Below are 17,159 nucleotides of genomic sequence, written 5' to 3' on the forward strand. Positions count from 1 at the left end.
TCTGTCGGGGACCGGTCGGAGCCGTATCCTGCTGGTGATGAAGCTCTTCGGTACGGTCGCCGACCTGTACGAGCGCGCGCGGCCCGGTTATCCGCCGGAGATCGCCGAGTCGATCCTCGCCTACCACGGCGGTACCCCGGCCTCAGTGGTCGAGGTCGGCGCGGGCACCGGGAAGGGCACCGACGTGCTGGCCCGCCTCGGCGCGCCGCTGACCTGCTTGGAGCCGGACGCGCGGATGGCGGCCCGGCTGGCCGAGCGGTTCCCGGACGCCCGCGTCGAGGCAACGACGTTCGAGCGGTGGTCGCCGCCGGCCGGCGGGGTGGACGTGCTCGCCTGCGCGATGGCCTGGCACTGGCTGGACGCCGCCACCCGCAACGCCCTGGCCCGGCGCGCCCTGGCACCCGGCGGCACGCTCGCCGTCTTCGGGCACCGCTACGACTACGCCGACGCCGGCCAGCAGGCCGCCGTCCGGGCCGCACTGCGATCCGTCGACCCCACCGTCCGGAAGCGGCCCGTCGACTGGTTCCACCGGGACATCCTCGACAGCGGGCAGTTCGACGACGTACGCCGCGAGGTGTTCCGGCGGGAACTGCCGCTGGACAAGGAGCGGTACCTGGCGCTGATGCGCACGTTCGGGCCGTACCTGTCCCGCACCCCCGAGCAGCAGCAGCGCGGAATCGCCGCCCTGGACCGGCTGGTGGACGACTTCGGCGGCACCGTCGTGCTCGACCTGCGGACCACGCTCGTGCTGGGCCGCGCCGATGCTCAGTGACCTGGTGATGACCCGCCGATAGTTGCTGAACCTCAAGCGGCTCGCCGAGTCCGCAGCTCATTCGGTCACGCCGGGCGTCGCTCGACCGGCGCGCTGCTGAGCACGCCTTCGGGGCGGACCTCCTGACGCAGCCGCGCCAGGTTGACGAACCGGTCGCCGTCGGGCGGTACGGCGTCGAGCAGGCGCAGGACCACAGTGCAGTACTTGGCCATGGTGTTGCGGCCCGGCATGAAGATGGACAACTCGTCGTGGGCCTCGGGCGTCTGCACCATCAGGCCGGCGGGCAGGGACGGCAGCGTCTCCGGGGTGCCCGCCACCGCGACCTTGACCGTCCAGAACGGCCCGGCGCCGTCGAGTACGCGCCGGTCCTGTTCCGGCGTCTCCAGCGCCAGCGTCCGCCACGGCTCACCCAGGCAGGTGAGGCCCGCCCGCCGCACGGCGGTGACCAGTTCGGCCGCCGCCGCTTGGATGATCTCCTCGGCCCGGTCCCACTCCTGCGCGTCCCGGCCCAGCGGTGTGCCCGGCACGAGCCGCGCCACCACAGTCGTCGCCGGCACGTGCCGCAACCGCGGTGCGGGCTGCGCCTCGAAGACGGCGCGGGCGGCAGCGATCGCGTCCGCCTGAGCCTGACGTTCCCGGCGGACCTCGTCGCTGTGCCGGTCGAGCAGGGCGAGCGCCTGGTCCGGTTCGTCGAGGGCACGCCGGACGAGCTTCACGCTCATTCCGGTGTCCCGCAGCAGCGTGATCAGCATTGCGCGTTCCACCTGCTCGAAGGCGTACGAGCGGTGGCCGGTCCGGTCGTCGACCTCGGCGGGCACGAGCAGCCCTTCGGCGTGGTAGAAGCGCAGCGCCTGCGGCGACAGGTGACACATCTGGCTGAACTCGCTGATCGACAACATGATCCCAGCCTGCCCCCTTCAGTAACCGCAAGGGCAAGCGCCGCCGCCTAACGCTGGGGCAGCCCGGCGGCGGCCGCGATCGTCTCGACCGCCTGCTCCAAGCCGGTGCTCTCCGGGAGGACGAGTTCGCCGGGCCAGCCCAGGATGTCGTGCGCGGCGTACCAGCCGCTCATCTGCTCGGCGGTGAACTCACCGGCCTGCGGGCGGGTCAGATGCCGGCGCAGCGTCTCGGCCAGCGACACGTCGAGGTAGCAGAACAGCGACCGCCCCCGGTGGCCGTCCCGCAGCGAGGTCAGCATGTCGCGGTAGCGGCCGGTGTACAGGATGCCCTCCAGGACCACGTGGTAGCCGTGGTCGAGCGCGAACCGGACGGTCTGCTCGATCAGGGCGGGCGCGACGCCGCCGGGCTTGTCCCGTTCGCGCAGGACGATGCGGCGCAGGTAGTCCTGTTCGACGAGGGCGCATCCCCGGCCGTGCCGGTGTCGTAGCTCACGGGCGATGCTGCTCTTGCCCGAGCCGGAGTTGCCCCTGATGCAGACGAGGACCGTGTCCGGGCTCCCGGTGGTCTCAGCGGGCACGGCGCCTCCCTGGCTTCGGCTGCCGCGGTCGGATGCCGACGGCGGCGGTCGCCCGCCGGCGCTGCCCCTGGCAGTCCGACGGGCGACCCGGCCCGGGCGCTCCGGGCTACTAGGCCCGGGTGATCACCAGGAACGCGTACCCGATCACCTTCGTGCCGTCCCAGTTGTACATGGGGCGGCACGCCTGCGGCTTCGTCCACGACGACTGGTACTTGGGCCGGGCTTCGTTGCAGGCCTTCAGGGTCGGGTAGGTCGGGCTCGAGTAGTCCGCGTACGCGGGCACGCCCAGACCGAGCACCAGGGCGCCCGCGACCGAGGTGGCGGCGACGAGGCTGCGGATCCGCGGCCGTCGGAAGGCTTTCACGTCTTCTCCCATTCTCATCATCGTCGCCCGACCGTCCATCGTGGTCGCACGACCATGATCAGCTTAGGGCGGCGGCACAAGGCGCCCCCACGGGCCGGTTCCACCCCGCCACCAGGCTGGCCGCGCTCGGTGGAACGTCATGGGTGCCTCCCGGCCCGTTTGACACCGATGGTGTTTCACCTGCGGACGATCGCCCCGCGGCCCCGGCGGGCGGCGTACGCGAAAAAGGCCCCGACCGGCGTGGAACGCCTGCTCAGGGCCTTGCTCGTTGGTGCGCCGCCAGGGACTCGAACCCCGAACCCGCGGATTAAGAGTCCGCTGCTCTGCCAGTTGAGCTAGCGGCGCTCGCTGACAACGGGAAGAAGATTAGCACGCCCGCGGAGCCGGGTTCCAATCCGATACCGGGGTCCCCCCTTCGGACGAGCTTAACCGGCGAAAGCGACCAAAACGGTCAAAGACTTGGGCGCGGGGGCGGGTCAGATGGCGTCGATACGGCACGATGTCCGCCAGGCATGTGAGGACAGGGGTGGGCATGGGCAGGTTCTCGCGGGCCGGGGCGACGGTGGGCGCCCTGGTCCTCACGGCGTCGCTGGCACTGACCGGGTGCGGCGGCGGCGACGAGGGGAAGAAGCCGGCCTTCGAGCCCGGCCAGCAGCAGGTCGGCGGCGTCTCGGCCTCGGCGCCCGCCGACCCGAGCGCCGCCCCGACCGGCGGCGCCCCCGCGGCGGCGCTGACTGTCAGCCCGGCCGACGGCGCGGCGAGCCGGCCGGTCAGCACCGAGATCAGCGCCCGCATCCCGGGCGGCGGCACCGTGTCGAAGGTGGTGCTCGCCACCGCCGACGGCACCGCCGTCGCCGGACGGATGCGACGGGACGGGTCCAGCTGGGTGCCGTCGGCCGCGCTGAAGTACGGCACGAAGTACACCGTCACCGTCACCGGCGCCGGCAAGGACGGCCAGACGTACGAGGGCACCAGCACGTTCACCACGATGGCCAAGCCGAAGTCGATGATCGGCTCCGGGCTCTACCTGTTCAGCGACAAGACGTACGGCGTGGCCATGCCGGTGGTCGCCGAGTTCTCCCCGGGCATCCCGAAGAAGGACCGGGCCGCGGTGCAGAAGCGGATGTTCGTGCAGACGGACCCGCCGCAGCCCGGCGCCTGGCACTGGGTCGACAACGGCACCCAGGCGTACTACCGCGCCCCGGAGTACTGGAAGACCGGCACCACGATCACCGTACGGCTGGCGCTGGCCGGGATCCCGCTGAGCAACGGCCGCTACGGCAACATCGACCGGAGCGCCACCGCGAAGATCGGCCGCGCGTTCGAGATGACCGTCGACAACGCGACGAAGCGGATGACGGTCTCCGAGAACGGCACGGTGATCCGTACGCTGCCGGTGAGCCTGGGCAAGAAGAGCACCCCCTCCTCCAGCGGCACGATGGTGGTGATGGAGAAGAAGGAGTCCACCGTCTTCGACACCCGCAGCGAGCCGGACCCGGCCAACCGGTACGTCACCGAGATCGACTTCGCCCAGCGGATCACCTGGGGCGGCGAATACATCCACGCCGCGCCCTGGTCCGAGGGCGTGCAGGGGCGCCGGAACGTCTCGCACGGCTGCGTCAACGTGTCGATGGCCGACGGGCGGTGGCTGTTCGGCAAGACGCTCGTCGGTGATCCGATCACGGTGAAGGGCACCGAGCGGCGCCTCGCCCCGGGCAACGGCTGGACTGCCTGGAGCTTGAGCTGGTCGGAGTTCGTCGCCGGCAGCGCGCTGCCGGTGCCGGAGGGCGGGCAGCCCGCCCCGTTCTGACCGGCGTACCGTGGTCGGACACGCCACCTCCGACGAAGCGCCGGGCGGCCGTGGAATCGTTACATCCCGGCGGGGTGTTCCGGTTCACGCCCGGCAACGCGTAAGCGCTCCGGCGCGTCTGACCTGAGACGACGCCGAACGGCATCACTTGTGAGGGAATCATGCGAGCTGGCCAGGACGAACCGATCAGGGGCGGGAGCGCCCCGCGCGTCGGCCGCCGCCGCGCGCTGGCGGCCGGGGTGCTCGCCGCCGCGTTGGCCCTGACCTCCGCCTGCACCGGCGGCGGTGGCGGCAAGCCGTCGAGCTGGCAGGGCGGCGGCGACGGTGGCGAGAAGGCCCCGAAGGCCGCCGCCACGATCAGCGAGCCCGCCGCCGACGCCAAGGACGTGCCCGCCTCCACCGCCATCGTCTTCACCACGACCGAGGCGCAGGAGACAACGGTCGAGGTGAAGGACTCCACCGGCAAGGCCGTCGACGGCGCGGTCGCCGCGGACGGCAAGAGCTGGCTGCCGGCCGGCGCCCTGGAGTACGGGCAGACGTACACCGCGACCGTGACGGCGACCGGCGACGACGGCAAGCCCGCGACCGCCACCAGCACGTTCACCACCATGGCGAAGCCGGCCAAGCAGGTCCGGGTCACCAGCTTCCTCGGCGACAACCAGGTCGTCGGCGTGGCCATGCCGCTGATCGTGAAGTTCGGCCGGGCCATCCCGGAGGACTACCGCGACGACGTGCAGCGCCGGATGATCGTCACCGCCAAGCCGGCCCAGGAGGGCATCTGGCACTGGGTGAGCCCGACCGAGGTGCGCTACCGGCCCAAGACGTTCTGGAAGCCGAACAGCACCGTCAGCTACAAGGTGCAGGCGGGCGGGCTGCCGCTCGGCGGCGGCTGGTACGGCCGGTCCGACCTCACCGTCGACGTCAAGATCGGTCCGTCGTTCGTGATGACGGTCGACAACCGCACCAAGCGGATGACAGTCACCCGCGACGGCAAGGTGGTCAAGACCATCCCGGTGAGCCTCGGCAAGAAGAGCACCCCCTCGTCCAGCGGCACGATGGTGGTGATGGAGAAGCTCCGGCACACGGTCTTCGACACCATGGAGGAGCTGGGCCCGGAGGAGGGCTACCGCACCGAGATCGACTACGCCCAGCGGCTCACCTGGGGCGGCGAGTTCATCCACGCCGCGCCCTGGTCCGAGGGCGTGCAGGGCCGGTCGAACGTGTCGCACGGCTGCGTCAACGTCTCGATGAAGGAAGGCAACTGGCTGTTCGCCAACACCCGCATCGGTGACCCGATCACGGTGAAGGGCACCGAGCGCAAGCTCCAGAACGGCAACGGCTGGACCGACTGGAACATGAGCTGGGAGGAGTACGTCAAGGGCAGCGCCCTGCCGTACGAGCCGCCGGCCGCCGACACCCCGGACCCCGACACCACGCCGGACGCCGGTACGCCGAGCGTCGAGCCGACCCCCTGAACCCCGCTCACGACGAAGCCCCCTCCGGAAGGAGGGGGCTTCGTCGTGAGGAGACACACAGGCCATGTCTTGTCGGGACCGCGCTCGTTCCCCTCATGGCCGGGCGCGCCATGGACCTTCCGTCAGCCGGTCGTTGAGGTGGTCAGATGAGCAGCGCGGCCTGGCTCGACGAGTCGATGCGTCAGCGGCCCGACCGCAGCGGCATCTACGTGCTCGCAGCGGCGGTGATACAGACCGGCGAGGTCGAGATGGTCAGGTTCGACGCTGCCAGGCTGGCTCCGACGCCCCGGGCCCGCGTTCACTACCGGGACGCGACCGACGGCGAACGGCGCAAGATGGTCCAGGCCGTGGCGTCCATGACTGCAGCGGTCCAGCTGCTCGCTCCGCTGACGCCCACACTGAGGATGTCCGAGATCGAGCTGCACTGACTGTGAACATGCGCGGGGCCGAGGTCCCGGTCTGCCCCGGGAGTCCTCGGCCCGACTTCCGACCACATCCGCGGACTGATCGGCTCTATGTACCACCCCAGTGTAGGCGTGCTTCTCCGGGCAGGAAGCACATCGCGTCGATTTCCAGCCGGAGTTCGAACGCCTTCCGCAGGGGAGACGCGCACTGGCGGGGCCACGACTCCCCTGCGGTGCCCCTGAAACGACTCACGCCCCCTCGGAGGAGGGGGCGTGATCAGGCAGTGGAGCAGATCCACTATCGGGGTGACTGATGGGAATTGAACCCACGACAACCGGGACCACAACCCGGTGCTCTGCCAACTGAGCTACAGCCACCATGCTCGCCGCTTGCGGTTGCCCGGGCGGTGCGCGGACTAATAATAGCCACACTCCGGCCGACCCCGTCCACCGGGTTCGGCGCGGGCGTCAGAGCTGGGCGGCGATCGCCTTCGCGGCCTCGACGTCCGGGCCCGGCAGCGGCACGAACACGGTCCGCCGGTAGTACTCCAGCTCGCGGATGCTCTCCCGGATGTCGGCGAGCGCCCGGTGGGCCAGACCCTTCTGCGGCTGCCCGAAGTACACCCGCGGGTACCAGCGCCGGCACAGCTCCTTGATCGACGAAACGTCGATCATCCGGTAGTGCAGGTGGGCGTCGAGCCGGGTCATGTCGCGGGCCAGGAAGCCCCGGTCGGTGGCGATCGAGTTGCCGCACAGCGGCGCGGTACGCGGGTCCTTCACGTAGCTGGTCACGTAGTCGAGCACCATGTCCTCGGCCTCGGCCAGGGTGACCGTGGAGCGGCGTACCTCCTCGGTGAGCCCGGACTTGGCGTGCATGCTGCGCACGATCTCCGGCATGCCGTCGAGCACCTCGTCGTCGGCGTGGATCACCACGTCGACGCCGTCACCGAGCACGTTGAGATCGGGATCGGTGACCAGCGCCGCGACCTCGATCAGCGCGTCCCGCCGCAGGTCCAGCCCGGTCATCTCACAGTCGATCCAGACGAGAAGATCAGCCACCGGAACAGACTACGCGCCGCCGACCCGCCCGCGCCTCGGCACGGTGGCCGACGTGGACCGCTAGGGTTTCCTGCGTGCCAGCCGAACCCGCCGCCCCACCCGCCGTCGCCCGCGGCGACGTGGGCGCGCGTACGGTCCGGCGGGTCGTAGCGGTGCTGGCGCTGGTCGCGATCCTGCCGGCGCTCTACCTGCCCAACCTGCGCCACGACTACTACGACCAGAAGATCTACATGTCGGCGATGGACTGGTGGGCGGCCGGGCATCCGCTCTACGACTACGTCCAGCCGGACCGGGTGCAGGGCGCGCTCTACTTCACCTATCCGCCGTTCGCGGCGCTGCTGCTGCTGCCGTTCGGCTATCTGCGGCTCGGCGTCGCGGTCGCCACGTTCGTGGTGCTGACCGTGGCCGCCGTGGTGGTGACGACCCGCTGGCTGGTGCTGCCGGTGCTGCGGCGGCACGACCTGCCGCGCGGGTTCGGGCTGACGGTCGCCGTGCTGCTGGTGCTGGCGGTGGAGAGCACCCGGGAGACGCTCACGCTCGGGCAGATCAACATGCTGCTGGTGGTGCTGATCCTGGCCGACCTGCTGTTCGCCGTACCCCAGGGGCGACGCTGGGCCGGCGTGGGCGTGGGACTGGCCGCGGCGCTCAAGCTCTTCCCCGGCATCTTCGTCCTCTACCTGCTCGTCGCCCGCAAGTGGCGGGCGGCGGCGGTGGCGGCGGCGACCGCGGCGGCGGCCACGTTGCTGGCGGCGGCGGTCGCGCCCGGCGACTCGTGGCGGTTCTGGACCCACGAGCTGTGGGCCACCGACCGGGTGGGCCGCACCGACTACACCGGCAACCAGTCGCTGTTCGGGCTGCTCAGCCGCCTGTCCACGTCGGCCGAGGCGGACCGGCTGCTGTGGCTGCTGCTCGCGCTGGCGGTGGCCGCGTTCGGCCTGTGGCGCGCGGCGCGGGCGGCGCGCGCCGGGGACGCGCTGGTGGGGCTCACAGTGACCGGCCTGGTGGGCGGCCTGGTCAGCCCGATCACCTGGATCCACCACCTCTACTGGTTCATCCCCGCCGTGGTGGTGCTCGTCGACGCGGCGCTGGACGCCGATCCGGCGACGCCCGCCGGGGCGCGCCGCCGCGGCGGGCTGTTCGCGCTGGCCGCCGTGGTAGGCCTGCCGATCGTGTACGGCCTGGTGACGTTCCAGGACTGGGGCACCGCCATCGTGCACACGGACGATCCGGTCGACTTCGTCGTGCGCAACGTGTACGTGCTGCTCAGCCTGCTGTTGCTGGTGGTGCTCCCGATCCGCCACCACCGGGACGAACCTCGGATAACACGGACTGAACGGACACACCTCGCAACAAATGGCGATAAGCGCTAATCTGGTCTCAACTACCTCAGATTTCTCCCAGGTAGCACCGATCCCCCGGTGAGGACGGCCCTCCGCGTCGGCAGCGCGGAGGGCCGTTCGGTTCTGCTGGTCAGTCCTGGTCGTCCGGGCACCGGCCGGGCGGCGGGGCGATCGCCGCGCGGGTCCGCCCGTGGGCGCCCGAGCCCACCGCCACCAGATGCCGTTCGGGCCGCGACGCCGGACCCGGCTGCCGGCCCAGCCCGCTCAGCGAGGTGACGCCGAGGCGCCCGGCCAGCACCGGCACCTGGTCCGGCTCGACCACGAAGACCACCTCACGCGGCCGCAGCGGCCGCAGCAGCACCACCACGGCAAGGACCACCAGCAGCGTTCCGCCGGTCAGCAGCGCCCACGCCAGCCCGGGGAACCAGCCGGCCCGCAGCTCGCCCCGCATCCGCAGGTCGAGCCCGTCGGCGCCGTCCACGCGCATCACGACCAGGCTCAACGACCGGCCACCCAGCTCGGGCGGGCTCCACTCCAGCGAGCCGATGCCCTCGCGTACCCAGAAGGGCTGGGCCAGCGGCACGGCGACGCCGTCGCCGGCGGTGGCCGGGTCGAGATCGACCGGAAGCGGGCCCCGGGTGACGGCGACGCGGCGCACGGTGCTGTGCGGGACGTCGGCCAGCCACCGCCGCACCTCGTCGGCCGGGGCGAGGCCGAGGAAGACCGGGCCGTGGTCGTCCCGCGCGGTGAGGTGCAGCCGGGCCTGCCCGGTGCGCGCCACCGGCAGGTCGGTGCGCAGCAGCGCGTCCACGTCGGTCACCAGCACCGCGCGGGCGGGCGTGCGGACCGGCTCGAACCGGGCGCCGAAACCGCCGTCCGGGTCGGCATGCCCGGCCGCGAGCCAGAGGCCGGCGCCGGCCAGCAGGGCCGGAACCCCCAGCGCCAGCAGCACCATGCCGGCGATCGTGCGTGCGAAACGCATTCGCGTCGTCCCTCTCGGTAGCCAACTACCCGCCAGACCTTACCGACGCGGGTCGGCCGATCGCCGGATATCGGCGGCACCCGGCCGGGACGGCGACCGGCCCGGCGGATCGTTCCGCCGGGCCGGTGCGTCGCTCGCGTTCAGGACTTCGCCGCGGGCTCCCGCCGGGTACGCGCGAACGCCAGACCGCCGAGGACCAGGCCGGCCAGGCCGGCGACCAGACCGGCCACCCCGAGGGCGGTCGCCGCGCCGGAGCCGGCGTCGTCGTCATCGTCGTCGGCCGCCGCGGCGGCCGGCGCGCTCGCGCCCGGCGAGGCGGGCGCGTTCTCGGCGGCGGCCAGCTTGAGCACCGGCGCCGGGTTCTCCGGCTCCTCCGCGCCCGGCGTCGGCTCCTCGATCCACCGGGAGACGTTGCCGTCGGAGTACGTCTGGAGAACCTTGAACACCATCGTGTCGACCTGCGGCAGCGGGCCCATCGACACCGGGAACTCCTGGAACTCGCCCGGCTTCACGCCGCCGTTCGGCGCCGCGGTGAAGGTGAGCTTCGACACCGCCTCGGTGAGCTGGCTGCCGTGCACCTCGATCGGCGGGTCGACCTTGCGCTTCTCCACCGCCACCGTCCAGCCCGGCACCGGCATCGTGGACACCGAACCGACGGGTGCGTTCTCCGGCAGGTTCACCTCGACCTTGACCGTCGACGCCGTGTCGCTCTCGTTCGGCACCCGGAAGGCGAACCGGCCGTAGCCGCCCTGCTTGCCCTCGGCCGGGTTGATCGTGACGTGCGCCGAGGCCGGCCCGGCCAGGCCGAGCACGGTCGTGGCGACGGCGGTCAGGGTCAGCGCGGCGACGGTCGCGGAGCGCCGGAGACGGATCATCAGTGGGACCTTCCCGTTACTTGATCGGCACGGTGGCGGTCACCGTGGCCTGGTCGATGTCGGACGTGCGGACGGTGATGCGCAACTGCCAGTCACCACGGGCCGGCAGGTTGACCTCCCCGGTGGCGTGGTTGTCGCTCAACGGCAGCAGCGGGACCGTGATCGGCTCGATCCCGGCCGACGGCAGGGCGGCGGTGACCTTCCACTCCTGCACCGGCTGCGGCCGGTTGTCCGGGGTGTAGGCGTACAGGTGCATCGAGTTGTTGCCGGTCTCGGCCGGGTCCAGCTCGACCTGCAGCGAGTAGATCGGGCTGCTCAGCGTGGTGGAGAAGTAGCCGGGCGAGGCGCCCGGCGCGTCCGCGACGGCGGTCCGCGCCGGTGTGGTCTGCACGAGCGTCGCCGACACGCCCAGCACCACCGCCGTGATCACCAGCTCGGCCACCACCGCCCGCCGCATCGAGCCCGGCCGTCCGGCGGCGACGCGCCGCCGCACCAGCGCCCGGGAGTACGCGGCCACGCCGATCACCAGCGCGAACAGCGCGATCTTGGCGAGCAGCAGCTGCCCGTACGTGGTGTCGATCAGGGCCTGGAGGCTGGCCACCTCGATCAGCCCCTGCACGGTGCCGGCCAGCAGCAGCGCGGCCACCGCGAGCGCCGCCCAGCGGGACCAGATCGGCAGGATCGCGTCCAGCTCGCGCTCGTCGGCCCGGCGCAGCAGGAACACCGCGAGCATCACCAGGCCGCCGAGCCAGACCGCCATGGCGCCCAGGTGCACCGCGTCCACCACCACCGACACGGCCGGGGCCGGCGAGGCCGCCGCGTGCCCGGCGAGCGGCCAGGTGAACAGCGCGGCGCCGCCGAGAACGGCGAGGATGATCCCGTCGGTGCGGCCGACCGGGCCGGCGAACAGCGGCCGGAGCAGGAACGCCGCCGCGGCGATCAGGCCCAGCCGGACCAGGTGGGTCGTGCCGTACGCGCTGCCGAGCACGTCGCCGAGCCCGGAGCCGGTCACGTCGAACAGGCCGCCGCCGTTGACGTAGGGCACCTGGAGCCAGATCTCGGCCAGCGTCGCCACCGCCAGCACGCCCAGCCCGGTCCAGGCCAGCCGGGCCGGGCCGCGGCGGGACAGCCGGCGCGGCCAGAGCGCGGCCAGCACCAGCGCCGGGCCGACGAGCAGCAGCAACCCGGCGTAGCCGGCGTACTTCGCCACCTTCACCGCGGTCTCGGTCACCGGGTTCGCCCGGTTGTCGGTGCCGCTGTCCGTCGGCGGCTCGGACGGCGCGCCGACGGAGTAGGTGAAGGCGCCGGAGACCGGGTGACTGTCCGCCGAGATGACCCGGTAACTCACCAGATAGGTGCCGCGCCCCGCGCCGGGGTCCACCGGGATGGTGACCTCGGCGCCCTGGAACGTCGGCTCGCCCCGGTCGGCCCGCGAGCCGTCGGGGGCGATCACGCGGACCTTCCCGGGCACCTTGCGGACGCTCTCGCTGAAGGTGATCACCACCTGCGCGGGCGCGTCGGGCACCACGGCGGAGGCGGCCGGGCTGCTGCTCACCAGCACCGCGTGGGCGCTGGCCGGGGTGGCCGGGACGAGCAGCAGGGCGACCAGCAGGAGCAGCAGCCCGGCGACGGCCCCGGATCGGGCGGCGACGGCCCGGGACGGGCGGCGTACGGCAGCAGTCATGACCGCCATGGTTCCCGAACCGGAGCCGATCCGGCGAGCCGGTCCCGGGCGGGCGTGACCGAGCGCCCACCCGGCGCGGCGGCGCGCGCCACGCCGGGCCTGCTCGGAGGTCATGGGAGGGTAGTCGGACGGCGGCGGGAAAAAGTTCCCGGCGTGTGCGGGACCACGGAATGGGCCGAAGGACCCTGTCCCCTCCAGGTACGCCGCGTAACCTCGGGTGACGTGATCCCCGGCTCGCGTGACACCGCCGACGACCGCCCCGAGGCGGCCGCCGAGGCTGTCCGGGACACGGCCACCGGCTGGGCGCTCGCCGCCCGCGACGGGGACCGCGACGCGCAGGCCGCCCTCGTCCGGGCCACCCAGGCCGAGGTGTGGCGCTTCGCCGCCGCGCTCGTCGACCCGGACAGCGCGGACGACCTGACCCAGGAGACGTACCTGCGGGCGTTCCGGGCGCTGCCCGGCTTCGAGGGGCGCTCCAGCGTGCGTACCTGGTTGCTCGGCATCGCCCGCCGGGCCTGCGCCGACCACCTGCGCACGGTGGTACGCCGCCGGCGGCTCGACGCGCGACTCGCCGCCCAGGCCGCCACCGACCGCCCCTACCCGGACCCGGCCGGTCAGCTCGGCGCCACCGACCTGGTCCGCCGGCTACCGGCCGAGCGGCGCTCCGCGTTCGTGCTCACCCAGTTGCTCGGCCTGTCCTACGCCGAGGCCGCCGACGTGGAGAGGGTGCCGGTGGGCACCATCCGCTCCCGGGTGGCCCGCGCCCGGGACGAACTGGTCGGCGCCGTCGGCGACACGATGACCGGATAGCGGGAACCTTTCGTGACGCTCGGACGACGAATGACTGTGACCCCCTCCCCCTCCCCGGCCGGCCGCTGGCAGACCCTGCGCCCCTGGCTCGGCGTCGCCGCCCGCCTCGGACTGGCCGCCGTCTGGCTGATCGCCGGCGGCACCAAGGTCGGCGATCTCGCCGCCTCCGGCCGGGCCGTCAACGCCTACCAGGTGATGCCGTACGAGCTGGCCACCGTGATCGGCGCGGCGCTGCCCTTCGTCGAGCTGGCCCTGGGTCTGCTGCTTCTCGCCGGGCTGGCCACCCGGGTCAGCGCCGGGATCTCGGCGGTGCTGCTCGTGGTCTTCATCGCCGGCATCGCCTCGGCCTGGGCGCGCGGCCTGGCCATCGACTGCGGGTGCTTCGGCAGCGGCGGCCAGCTCGCCGCCGGCGAGACACCCAGTTACCTCCCGGAGATCCTCCGGGACCTGGGGTTCCTGGCGCTCGCCGGGTTCCTGCTGATCTGGCCCCGCACGCCGTTCTCGGTGGACGGCTGGCTGGCCGGCGACGACACCGTGGAGGACACCGATGAGTAGCCGCAAGGGCCGCAGGGACGCGGCGCGGGTGGTACGCGAGCAGATCGCCCGGGAGAAGCGCCGCAAGCGCACGCTCTGGACCACGATCGCCGCCGTGCTGGTGCTGGTCATCGCCGGTGGCATCGGCTGGGCCGTCTACTCCAGCCAGAAGTCGGACGACTTCACCGCGCCGCCCGGCGCGAACGACGCCGGCACCGGCATCGTCCAGGGCACCGGGCCGGTCACCATCGACCTGTACGAGGACTACCTCTGCCCGGCCTGCAAGCAGTTCCAGCAGATCAACGGCGAGACGCTCAACCAGCTCGTCACCGAGGGCAAGGCCAAGCTGGTGTTCCACCCGGTCGCCTTCCTCAACCGCTTCTCCACCACCGAGTACTCCACCCGCTCCTCGGCCGCCTCCGGCTGCGCGGCGCAGGGCGGCAAGTTCCGCGAGTTCACCGACCAGCTCTTCGCCAAGCAGCCGCCGGAGGGCGGCGCCGGGCTCAGCAACGACGAGCTGGTCGACATCGGCGCGGGCGTCGGGCTGAACCGGGACGAGTTCGCGTCCTGCGTCTCCGACGGCACGTACCGGTCGTGGACCGAGCACGTCACCGACGAGGCGAGCAAGGCCGGCGTGACCGGGACCCCGACCATCAAGATCAACGGAAGTGAGCTGCGGGACCGCAGCCCCGAGGGGATCAGGGCAGCGGTGGAGGCGGCCGGGAAGTGATCCCCGCACCCCTGCGCCGGGCCGCGCTGGTGTTCACCGGCGCGGCCGTCGCCCTGCTCACGTTCGCCGCGCCGGCCGCCGCGCACGGCGCGGACGCGCCCGACGGCACCGACTACCGCGCCACGATCACCGGCGTCGAGCCCGACCGCCCCGGGCTCAGCGCCCGCATGGTGGAGGCCGGCGCACGGCTGGAGCTGACGAACGACACCGGCGCCGACGTCACGGTGATGGGCTACTCCGGCGAGCCGTACCTGCGCGTCGGCCCGGGCGGCGTGTACGAGAACGTCCACTCCCCCGCCACGTACCTGAACCGGACGCTGGCCGGCGAGACCCGGCTGCCGGCCGAGGCGAACCCGGCCGCCGCGCCGGACTGGCGGCGGATCGACGACGGGCCCACCGCCCGCTGGCACGACCAGCGCACGCTGTGGCGGGAGGACGCGCCGCCGGCCGCCGTCGCCGCCGACCCGGACCGGGAACACCGGGTACGCGACTGGGCGGTGCCGCTGCGCGCCGGTGACACCACCGGAGCCGTACGCGGCACACTGGACTGGGTGCCGCCGCCCGACCCGTACCCCTGGTGGGTGGCCGCCACGCTCGGCTTCCTGGTGATCGGCGCGGCCGGGCTCGCGCCGGGCGGCACGACCGCCGGGGTACGCGCGCTGCGCGGCGTGGGCGCACTGCTCGCCCTGGGCGGCGCGGCGACAGTGGCGCTCACCGTCGCCCGGGCGTTCGACACCGGCACCCCGGGCCTCGGCGGAATGCTCGCCGAACTGTTCACCGGGCAGGTGTGGACGCTGCTCACCGGCCTCGGCGCGCTCGCCGCGGGCGGGTACGCGCTGGCCCGCCGCCCGGCCGCCGACTTCGTGCTGGCGCTGGCCGGCGCGTGCCTGACGGTGTTCGCCGGGGTGACGAACCTCGCCGCGCTGTCCCGCGCGATCCCCCCGGCCGCCGGCCCGCCGGTCCTGGTGCGGGTGCTGGTGGTGGTCGGCCTGGCGACGGGAGCCGGCGCGGTCGCGGCGGGCCTGTTGCGCCTGCGCACCGCAGCAAGAGCAGCCCGCCCCACCCCCCACCCAACCCCCACGCCCTGACCATCTGCGAGCGCCGGGCAGCCCGAGTGGAACACCACGGGTGTCAAACCCCCCTCGACACACCCATCACGCTCCACTCCCGCCGCACTCACCCCCCCGGGCGGCGCGATCTTGCAGTTGCCGCCCCGGGCGTGCGGCTTTTGCCCGGAATGCCCGGGCGGAAAGTGCAAGATCGCGGCGGAGGGGGAGTGGGAGGGAGGGAGGGAGGGAGGGGCCAGGGCGGGGTCAGGACGGGCGGGGGGCGAAGCCGTAGGGGAGTTCCAGGCGGTGGGCCGTCAGCAGCGCCTCGTCGGACAGGAGGTCCGCGGTCGGGGCGTCGGCGACGATCCGGCCGCCGTCCAGGATCACCGAGCGGGGACACAGCTCGGCCGCGTACGGCAGGTCGTGCGTGACCATGAGCAGCGTCACCGGCAGGGCGCGCAGGATCTCCGCCAGCTCCCGGCGGGCGGCCGGGTCGAGGTTCGACGACGGCTCGTCCAGCACCAGGATCTCCGGGCGCATGGCCAGCACAGTGGCCACCGCCACCCGGCGCCGCTGCCCGAACGACAGGTGGTGCGGGGCCCGGTCCCGGTGCTCGCTCATCCCGACCGCCGCGAGCGCCTCGTCGACCCGGGCGGCCAGCTCGGCGCCGCGCAGGCCCAGGTTGGCCGGGCCGAACGCCACGTCCTCGGCGACCGTGGGCAGGAACAGCTGGTCGTCCGGGTCCTGGAAGACGATGCCGACGCGGCGGCGTACCTCGGCCAGCGTGTCCCGGTCCCCGGTGACGGTGAGGCCGCCGACGCTCACCGTGCCCTCGGTCGGGGTGAGGATGCCGTTGAGGTGCAGCACGAGCGTGGTCTTGCCGGCGCCGTTGGGCCCGAGCAGCGCCACCCGATCGCCGCGCGGCACGGTCAGGTCCACGCCGTGCAGGGCGACGTGACCGTCCGGGTACGCGTACCGGACGCCGTCGACGTCGAGGGAGGGCGGCTGCTGCACGTACCCGATCATTGCAGGACGAGCGCGACGGCGGCGATGGTGGCCGCGATCGCCGGCACCGTCGCGGCGACCGCCCACTGGCCGGCGGTGGCCGCGCCGGCCCCCTGCCACACCGCCGGCATCCGGCCGGTGTAGCCGCGGGAGAGCATCGCCAGGTAGACCCGCTCGCCGCGCTCGAACGCGCGCAGGAACAGCGCGCCGACCCCGGCCGCGAAGCCGCGCAACTGCCACAGGAACCGCGGGTCGTCGCCGCGCGACACCCGCGCCACGCGCATCCGGCGGGCCTCGCCGACCAGCACCTCCAGGTAGCGCAGCATGAACGTGGCGATCTGGGTGAGGATCTGCGGGCACCGCAGCCGGTCCAGGCCGAGCAGCAGGTCCCGCGTCGTCGTGGTCGCCGCCAGCAGAAGCGATGCGAGTACGCCGAGCGTGCCCTTGGCGAGGATGTTGAACGCGCCGTGCAGCCCGTCCACGGACAGGGCGAGCCCCGCCACCTCGACCCGCTCCCCCGCCCCGAGGAACGGCAGCGCGAACGCGAACAGCACGAACGGCAGCTCGATCAGCGCCCGGCTGAGCAGCCAGCGCGGGCCGACCCGGGCCAGCGCGGCCACCACGGCGACCAGGAGCGCGTACCCGCCGAAGGCCCAGTACGCCTCCCGGGGCGTGGCCACCACCGCGACGGTGAACAGCACCATCGCGGCGATCTTCACCTCCGGCGGGAGGCGGTGCACCGGCGAGCCGGACTCGCGGTAGAGGACGTGCGCGTGCCCGGCGCCCATG

The 17,159-nt window shown here is 73.1% G+C and carries 18 protein-coding genes and 2 tRNA genes; 9 read left to right on the top strand and 11 right to left on the bottom strand.

Annotated features, from left to right (window positions below):
- The first annotated feature begins 37 nt into the window (after positions 1 to 37).
- Positions 38 to 772, top strand: coding sequence for a trans-aconitate 2-methyltransferase (locus tag A8711_RS04170; protein ID WP_069087500.1), 735 nt, complete (start codon positions 38 to 40; stop codon positions 770 to 772).
- A 65-nt stretch (positions 773 to 837) separates the two neighbouring features.
- Here A8711_RS04170 and A8711_RS04175 read toward each other — a convergent pair whose 3' ends face one another.
- From A8711_RS04175 to A8711_RS04190, 4 genes are all read right to left on the bottom strand, one after another.
- The gene (locus tag A8711_RS04175; protein WP_069087501.1) at positions 838 to 1,671 is read right to left on the bottom strand and encodes a MerR family transcriptional regulator; all 834 of its coding nucleotides are present in this window, start codon (positions 1,669 to 1,671) and stop codon (positions 838 to 840) included.
- A 47-nt stretch (positions 1,672 to 1,718) separates the two neighbouring features.
- Positions 1,719 to 2,249: a kinase gene (locus A8711_RS04180; RefSeq protein WP_069087502.1), complete on the bottom strand. Its 531-nt coding sequence runs from the start codon at positions 2,247 to 2,249 to the stop codon at positions 1,719 to 1,721.
- A gap of 109 nt (positions 2,250 to 2,358) precedes the next feature.
- The gene (locus A8711_RS04185; RefSeq protein ID WP_043326130.1) at positions 2,359 to 2,613 is read right to left on the bottom strand and encodes a hypothetical protein; all 255 of its coding nucleotides are present in this window, start codon (positions 2,611 to 2,613) and stop codon (positions 2,359 to 2,361) included.
- 269 nt (positions 2,614 to 2,882) lie between these two features.
- Positions 2,883 to 2,958, bottom strand: a tRNA-Lys gene (locus tag A8711_RS04190).
- 187 nt (positions 2,959 to 3,145) lie between these two features.
- On the opposite strand from A8711_RS04190, the gene A8711_RS04195 reads away from it, so the two are divergent.
- From A8711_RS04195 to A8711_RS04205, 3 genes are all read left to right on the top strand, one after another.
- Entirely contained in the window at positions 3,146 to 4,423 is a 1,278-nt protein-coding gene (locus tag A8711_RS04195; RefSeq protein WP_069087503.1) for an Ig-like domain-containing protein, read from the top strand.
- A 161-nt stretch (positions 4,424 to 4,584) separates the two neighbouring features.
- Entirely contained in the window at positions 4,585 to 5,898 is a 1,314-nt protein-coding gene (locus A8711_RS04200) for an Ig-like domain-containing protein (protein WP_064446945.1), read from the top strand.
- A gap of 146 nt (positions 5,899 to 6,044) precedes the next feature.
- Positions 6,045 to 6,326 (top strand): hypothetical protein, encoded by a 282-nt coding sequence (locus A8711_RS04205; protein ID WP_069087504.1) that lies wholly within the window; start codon positions 6,045 to 6,047, stop codon positions 6,324 to 6,326.
- A 281-nt stretch (positions 6,327 to 6,607) separates the two neighbouring features.
- Here A8711_RS04205 and A8711_RS04210 read toward each other — a convergent pair.
- Together A8711_RS04210 and orn are read right to left on the bottom strand one after the other, a co-directional pair.
- Positions 6,608 to 6,680 (bottom strand) — tRNA-His (locus tag A8711_RS04210).
- A gap of 90 nt (positions 6,681 to 6,770) precedes the next feature.
- The gene (orn, locus tag A8711_RS04215; RefSeq protein WP_082931010.1) at positions 6,771 to 7,361 is read right to left on the bottom strand and encodes an oligoribonuclease; all 591 of its coding nucleotides are present in this window, start codon (positions 7,359 to 7,361) and stop codon (positions 6,771 to 6,773) included.
- 74 nt (positions 7,362 to 7,435) lie between these two features.
- Here orn and A8711_RS04220 point away from each other — a divergent pair, with 74 nt between their 5' ends.
- On the top strand, positions 7,436 to 8,731 hold the full coding sequence (locus A8711_RS04220) for a glycosyltransferase 87 family protein (RefSeq protein WP_069087505.1): 1,296 nt from the start codon (positions 7,436 to 7,438) through the stop codon (positions 8,729 to 8,731).
- Between the two features lie 100 nt (positions 8,732 to 8,831).
- Here the strand turns inward: A8711_RS04220 and A8711_RS04225 are convergent, their stop codons facing one another.
- From A8711_RS04225 to A8711_RS04235, 3 genes are all read right to left on the bottom strand, one after another.
- The gene (locus tag A8711_RS04225; RefSeq protein ID WP_043326139.1) at positions 8,832 to 9,683 is read right to left on the bottom strand and encodes a hypothetical protein; all 852 of its coding nucleotides are present in this window, start codon (positions 9,681 to 9,683) and stop codon (positions 8,832 to 8,834) included.
- A 140-nt stretch (positions 9,684 to 9,823) separates the two neighbouring features.
- The gene (locus A8711_RS04230; protein ID WP_043326141.1) at positions 9,824 to 10,558 is read right to left on the bottom strand and encodes a YcnI family protein; all 735 of its coding nucleotides are present in this window, start codon (positions 10,556 to 10,558) and stop codon (positions 9,824 to 9,826) included.
- A 16-nt stretch (positions 10,559 to 10,574) separates the two neighbouring features.
- Positions 10,575 to 12,242 (bottom strand): copper resistance CopC/CopD family protein, encoded by a 1,668-nt coding sequence (locus tag A8711_RS04235; RefSeq protein WP_064447247.1) that lies wholly within the window; start codon positions 12,240 to 12,242, stop codon positions 10,575 to 10,577.
- 222 nt (positions 12,243 to 12,464) lie between these two features.
- Here A8711_RS04235 and A8711_RS04240 point away from each other — a divergent pair, with 222 nt between their 5' ends.
- The 4 genes from A8711_RS04240 to A8711_RS04255 are packed head-to-tail and all read left to right on the top strand — an operon-like array spanning position 12,465 to position 15,404.
- The gene (locus tag A8711_RS04240) at positions 12,465 to 13,052 is read left to right on the top strand and encodes a sigma-70 family RNA polymerase sigma factor (RefSeq protein ID WP_069087506.1); all 588 of its coding nucleotides are present in this window, start codon (positions 12,465 to 12,467) and stop codon (positions 13,050 to 13,052) included.
- 30 nt (positions 13,053 to 13,082) lie between these two features.
- Positions 13,083 to 13,607, top strand: coding sequence for a MauE/DoxX family redox-associated membrane protein (locus tag A8711_RS04245; RefSeq protein ID WP_043326143.1), 525 nt, complete (start codon positions 13,083 to 13,085; stop codon positions 13,605 to 13,607).
- On the top strand, positions 13,600 to 14,316 hold the full coding sequence (locus A8711_RS04250) for a thioredoxin domain-containing protein (RefSeq protein WP_043326145.1): 717 nt from the start codon (positions 13,600 to 13,602) through the stop codon (positions 14,314 to 14,316). The genes A8711_RS04245 and A8711_RS04250 overlap by 8 nt, the downstream gene beginning before the upstream one ends.
- Complete coding sequence (locus A8711_RS04255; protein ID WP_231915520.1) at positions 14,313 to 15,404, top strand: hypothetical protein; 1,092 nt, start codon at positions 14,313 to 14,315, stop codon at positions 15,402 to 15,404. The genes A8711_RS04250 and A8711_RS04255 overlap by 4 nt, the downstream gene beginning before the upstream one ends.
- A gap of 225 nt (positions 15,405 to 15,629) precedes the next feature.
- Here A8711_RS04255 and A8711_RS04260 read toward each other — a convergent pair whose 3' ends face one another.
- Together A8711_RS04260 and cbiQ are read right to left on the bottom strand one after the other, a co-directional pair.
- On the bottom strand, positions 15,630 to 16,391 hold the full coding sequence (locus A8711_RS04260; RefSeq protein ID WP_069087507.1) for an energy-coupling factor ABC transporter ATP-binding protein: 762 nt from the start codon (positions 16,389 to 16,391) through the stop codon (positions 15,630 to 15,632).
- Positions 16,388 to 17,158: a cobalt ECF transporter T component CbiQ gene (gene cbiQ / locus A8711_RS04265; RefSeq protein WP_043326150.1), complete on the bottom strand. Its 771-nt coding sequence runs from the start codon at positions 17,156 to 17,158 to the stop codon at positions 16,388 to 16,390. Before cbiQ ends, A8711_RS04260 begins: the two co-directional genes overlap by 4 nt.
- Between the last annotated feature and the right edge of the window lies 1 nt (position 17,159).

This window comes from Micromonospora sp. II (assembly GCF_001709195.1).
Lineage (GTDB): Bacteria > Actinomycetota > Actinomycetes > Mycobacteriales > Micromonosporaceae > Micromonospora > Micromonospora chalcea.